This is a genomic window from Cytophagales bacterium, from assembly GCA_019456305.1.
Lineage (GTDB): Bacteria > Bacteroidota > Bacteroidia > Cytophagales > VRUD01 > VRUD01.
On sequence record VRUD01000047.1, the window covers coordinates 29,530 to 34,492 of the forward strand.

General features: G+C 36.0%; 4 protein-coding genes. All 4 read right to left on the minus strand.

All coding sequences use genetic code 11. The features are described 5' to 3' along the window. On the minus strand, positions 1–1,792 hold a 1,792-nt coding region (locus FVQ77_10990), incomplete at its 3' end, for a hypothetical protein (GenBank protein ID MBW8050839.1). 291 nt (positions 1,793–2,083) lie between these two features. Next, entirely contained in the window at positions 2,084–3,109 is a 1,026-nt protein-coding gene (locus FVQ77_10995) for a glycosyltransferase family 9 protein (protein MBW8050840.1), read from the minus strand. 14 nt (positions 3,110–3,123) lie between these two features. Then, entirely contained in the window at positions 3,124–3,828 is a 705-nt protein-coding gene (locus tag FVQ77_11000) for a PorT family protein (protein MBW8050841.1), read from the minus strand. Between the two features lie 347 nt (positions 3,829–4,175). After that, positions 4,176–4,859, minus strand: a complete 684-nt coding sequence (ubiE, locus tag FVQ77_11005) for a bifunctional demethylmenaquinone methyltransferase/2-methoxy-6-polyprenyl-1,4-benzoquinol methylase UbiE (GenBank protein ID MBW8050842.1) — start codon at positions 4,857–4,859, stop codon at positions 4,176–4,178. Between the last annotated feature and the right edge of the window lie 104 nt (positions 4,860–4,963).

Consider the following 4,963-nt stretch of genomic DNA (forward strand, 5'->3'; position numbering starts at 1 on the left):
GGTAGGTGTATGGTGCAGTACCACCTGTTGCTGTAACAGTGGCTTCTCCATTACAAATACCAGGACAAGAAGCATCAATGCTTGAAGTTATAGTGGCAGTTAGTCCAGCCGGCTCATTAATAGTGACGGATACAGTAGCAATACATCCATTTGCATCTGTAACGGTAACGGTGTAAATGCCTGCACATAAACCTGTAGCGGTAGCTGTTGTTTGAGCGCTTGGATCGTCCCAGAGATAAGTATATGTTCCGCCATTACAAATGGGGTCACAAAAAAATGGAGAACCACCTGTTACTGTAACAGTTGCTTCCCCATCACAAATACCAAGACAAGAAGCGTCAGCGCTTGCAGTTATAGTGGCAGTTAGTACAGCCGGCTCATTAATAGTGACGGATATAACAGCAATACATCCATTTGCATCTGTAACGGTAACGGTGTAAATGCCTTCACATAAGCCTGTGGCTGTTGCAGTAGTTTGAGATAAAGGATCATCCCACAAATAGGTGTATGGTGATGTACCACTTGTTGCAGTAACAGTGGCTTCTCCATTACAAATACCAGAACAAGTAGCATCAATACTACTGATAGTAAGCGTAAAATGCAGTTGATTATAATTAAATCCATCAATCTGATCAGGAAGAAATAGTTGGTGCAGGTCAATACTTGGGGGATAGGTTGCTATAAAAATAGGGCTTCCAATCGTATTGCTTGGCAGATCTATAGCTGCAAAATTTTCATGATCTGCAGCGTAAATTTTACCATCAAATGCTAATTCAAGAAATGATTCGGCATAATTTTCAGAATTGGGAATATGAATTGGAGTTCCACTACTTAGATCAATTACATTAATACCATCATTTGCAGCAGGAGTATAGGAAGGATGTATTATCGGTGATGTTCCTGTTGTAACATAGAGAAAATTTCCATTTGGAGAAAATTCTACACCTTCCTTTTCTGCGCTATTAGTAGTAATCTGGTATTCATTATGAGATATATAATCTCCACTACTATTAAGCTGTACAACAATATATGAATTTATAGTAGATGATTTCCTAACTCCCCATGCTAATTGTGTATCATCATGGGATAGATCAGCTTCTAAACCTTGGTAAATCAGACCAGAACCCGAAAGTATAGAATTGCTAAAATAAATACTAAACTGATCAATAATATATTTTTCAACGCCATTCCCAACAATATACAAACGGTGATAATTAAAACCAAGGTCATTTTTTAAATGTGAAACAGCAAAAGTGGGCAATATAATTACAGGGGCTGTAGTAATAAATTGGTCTTTGAGGAGAATCTGAACTATGCCGCCTGATACGTCAACTACTGCATAAAAAACATCATTAAAATTGTTTGCTGGACCACCGGGCGTATAATTACGGGTATAAATAACATAATATTTATCACATTCATCCGGAACCGGAATAATGGGTACTTCATACCCACGATTAGCTACTGCTCCAGGTTTTTTACCTTTTTTGTTGGATTCTGGTTGAGGAGAGCCAATTTTTAAATTGCCTATCAAATTTCCGCTGCCGTCATACAATCCCGAACCTTGTACAAAAAATAATAAATTACCATTATTGTCACATATACCATTGGCTGGAGCCACAATATTGGTCGTTAAATTAATAATATTTGTAATGCCGCTATTGTTAAATTTAACTTCTGTATTTGGCACGATCCAGCAGGGATTTTGAATTTGAGCAAACCCTGAATTTGCATAGAATAAAATAGTGAGAAGCAAGCTCACCTTTGCGATTTGATCTGTTATAGTTTTCATTTTTTATTAAGGTTTAAGTCAATGTAAAAATTGAACCCGCAAAGGTAAAGGATATTTTGGAATATTCCCAAATTATAGAAGATTTTTTTTATAATATGAAGAAACCTAATGTAAATGGTTAAAAACAGTTAATAGCGGTTAATAATGGTTAATATCGGTTACTTTTTCATATGCTTAATCTTGAAAAAAATGAGCATATTGCAAAAAAGCAGTGTTTTAAGCAACCGTTGTTAACTGTTGTTAACTGTTATTAACTGCTATTAACTTTTGAAAAACCTGTTGTCCACTTCACTACGGCAAATACAAATCCAACTTCAATTCCCTCATACACTTAAAATGCCCTTTGGGGCATTTTTTGTATCCAAGCTTACTGCAAGGCCGGCATTTCAGCACATTGTTTTCAAGGGTCTTAAATTTGGTCTTATAAGGATACATACCGAAAAAGGGGGTGGTATTGCCCCAAATACTGTAAATTTCCTTTTTAAATGCGGCAGCAATGTGCATCAGGCCGGTATCGTGGCTGAAAACTACGCTTGCCTGTTTGATCAAAGAGGCAGATTGGTTGAGATTATATTTTCCGCAGCCGTTGAAGATCACGGTTTTTTTGCCCATTTCCTGCAGAAGTTGTTCATAGGGCGCTGTATGCACGTTAGATTGAAAGAATCTTGCCACTTTTTCACCGGTTTCATGATCATTTTTATCTCCTAACAATATCACAGGTTTATTGATCTTATCGCATAATTCTATCATCTTGTCAACGGGTAATTTCTTTGTATAATGTTTTGCACCGATAGCATAGACAACAAATTCGTGTTGATGCGCTTCAGGTAAAGTGGTTCTGTCAACATGATCATTTTCAGGAATAAAATACTGCAGGCCCAGGCTATCATTTTTTATTCCAAGCGGTTTCACCGTTTGCATATACCTGTCAACGATATGAATGTTGGGAAGGCGGTTGATCTTAAAATTCACGTATAACCATTTGTGAAAATTTATTTTGTTAAAAGAATAGGATTTTGCGCTTATGCAAAGCTTAATGATGAAAGTTCTCAGGTTGTTGTGCAAGTCAATGATGTAGTCATATTTTTCTTTTTTTAACTGTTTTATCAGGCTTTGCAGGGGATGGGCGTGCCCGTCCCCTGCAAGGTAAAATCTATTATCAATATATGGATTGTTTTCTATGATACCCTTGTAGGCGGCTTTTGTACAAAAATGTAATTCTATATCCTTCCTTTGTGTTTTTATACATCGAATTACCGGAGTAGTAAGTACAATATCTCCAATGGATGAGAAACGAATGATTAAAATCTTTTTCATTCAAACAAGGTTTATTATTCAAAGATAAAATGAATCGTAAATGTATTTGTTCTCAATTTGTCAATGCTGTTACAAAATTTATCGTTAGGATTACAAGGTTTTAATAAATTGATTATTCCATTAGAGAAACGTATTTCAGGAGAAAATTTGAACATGGGGAAATAGAGATCAATGCCAAATCCATAATCAATCGAGACATCAATATTTTTTGTTAATAAACGGTCTTCTCCTACTTTTGCCCTCCTGGTGCCAACTTCAATAGCCGGTTTGATACCCCCTACCAAATACATTCTCGTATTAGCCCTTCTTGTAGATTTGTATTTAAGTAATAAAGGCAGCTCAATATAGGTAGATTCTATAGATTCAACGTGGATAGAATCCTTGGTAGGATCGTTGCTTTCTAATTTATATATTACCTCACGCAGATAAAAACCCGCAGCAGGTAAGAGGCGCAGATCAAAAAACTGTTCTAATCGTAAATTGACAACAAATCCAAGCGTGAATCCCGGTGTCCCTCTTGGATTTACAGCGAGAATGGTCTTGTCATCAACAAAAAATTGTGAACGTTTGATATTGAATGTTGCGTAATTTCCAGCCATAAAAAACCCATAGTGCATTAATCTTTCATCATAGTAAGGTAAATTCGCATTAACGATACGTTGTGATTTGGAAATATGATGGGAAAATAATAAAACTAAGATTAAAAAGGATCTTATCATACGCCATGCGCATAGTATTTCGTTGCATAAATAAGGGTTATTATGCTTTGTTGAATTAAACAATATTGTCACTCGTAGTAATTTAATAGTAATTCAATAGTAATTTAATAGTAATTTAATAGTAATTTGATGGTCATACAATGGTCATACAATCGTATAACAACCGTATGACAACTGAATTACAACGAGTTACAATTGAGTTACAGCCGAATGAAAGCAAACAATTGAGAAGTATAATTGAGTGTCATAATTATAAGTTATTTATGCAACTTAGTAATAGCGCATGGCGCATAGCGATCAACGCCATGCGCTATGTGCTATGCGCCATGCGCCATGCGCCATGCGCTTTATTTTTTTGCAAAATAAATAGAACTTATACCCAGCGTTAATGGTATACATTTACCCTGCTTATAGCCAATTTTTTCAAGTATTTTAAGGAAATCTTTACCATCAGGGAACGCTTTTACAGATTGTGGTAAATAATTATAAGCTAAATTGTTTTTAGAGACCACTTTTCCAACAAGGGGCAGTATATTATTAAAATAAAAATTGTACATCTGCCTGATTGGAAATACCTTTGGTTTAGAAAATTCCAATATTACAGCAGCGCCTCCTGGTTTGGTTACCCTGTACATTTCAGCAAGCCCTTTCTGCAAATCTTCAAAATTCCTTACTCCAAAAGCAACGATAACGGCATCAAAATAATTGCCCTGAAATTGAAGTTTTTCACAATTGCCTGATAATAGTCCGATCTTATCCTGCAGTTTTTTTCTTTCAATTTTTTTTCTACCGATCTCCAGCATTTTTTCGGCAATATCTATCCCCGTTACTTTATCTGGTTTAGTATTCATTGCTTCAATAGCAAAATCTGCCGTGCCGGTTGCTACATCAAGGATTAATTTTGGTTTGAGGGGTTTTAATAATCTAATAGCTCGTTTTCTCCAGTAAATGTCTATGCCAAAGCTGAGTAGGTGATTCAAAAGATCATAACTCGGGGCAATGTTGTTGAACATCGTGGCGATCTTAGTCATTAGGGGTTAGCTGTTAGCTGTTAGGGGGTTAGCCGTTAATTTCAGTGTAATAATGAAACTGTTGATCATGCGTTGCTCTTCATGCAACCCTTCAAAAAGCTGTT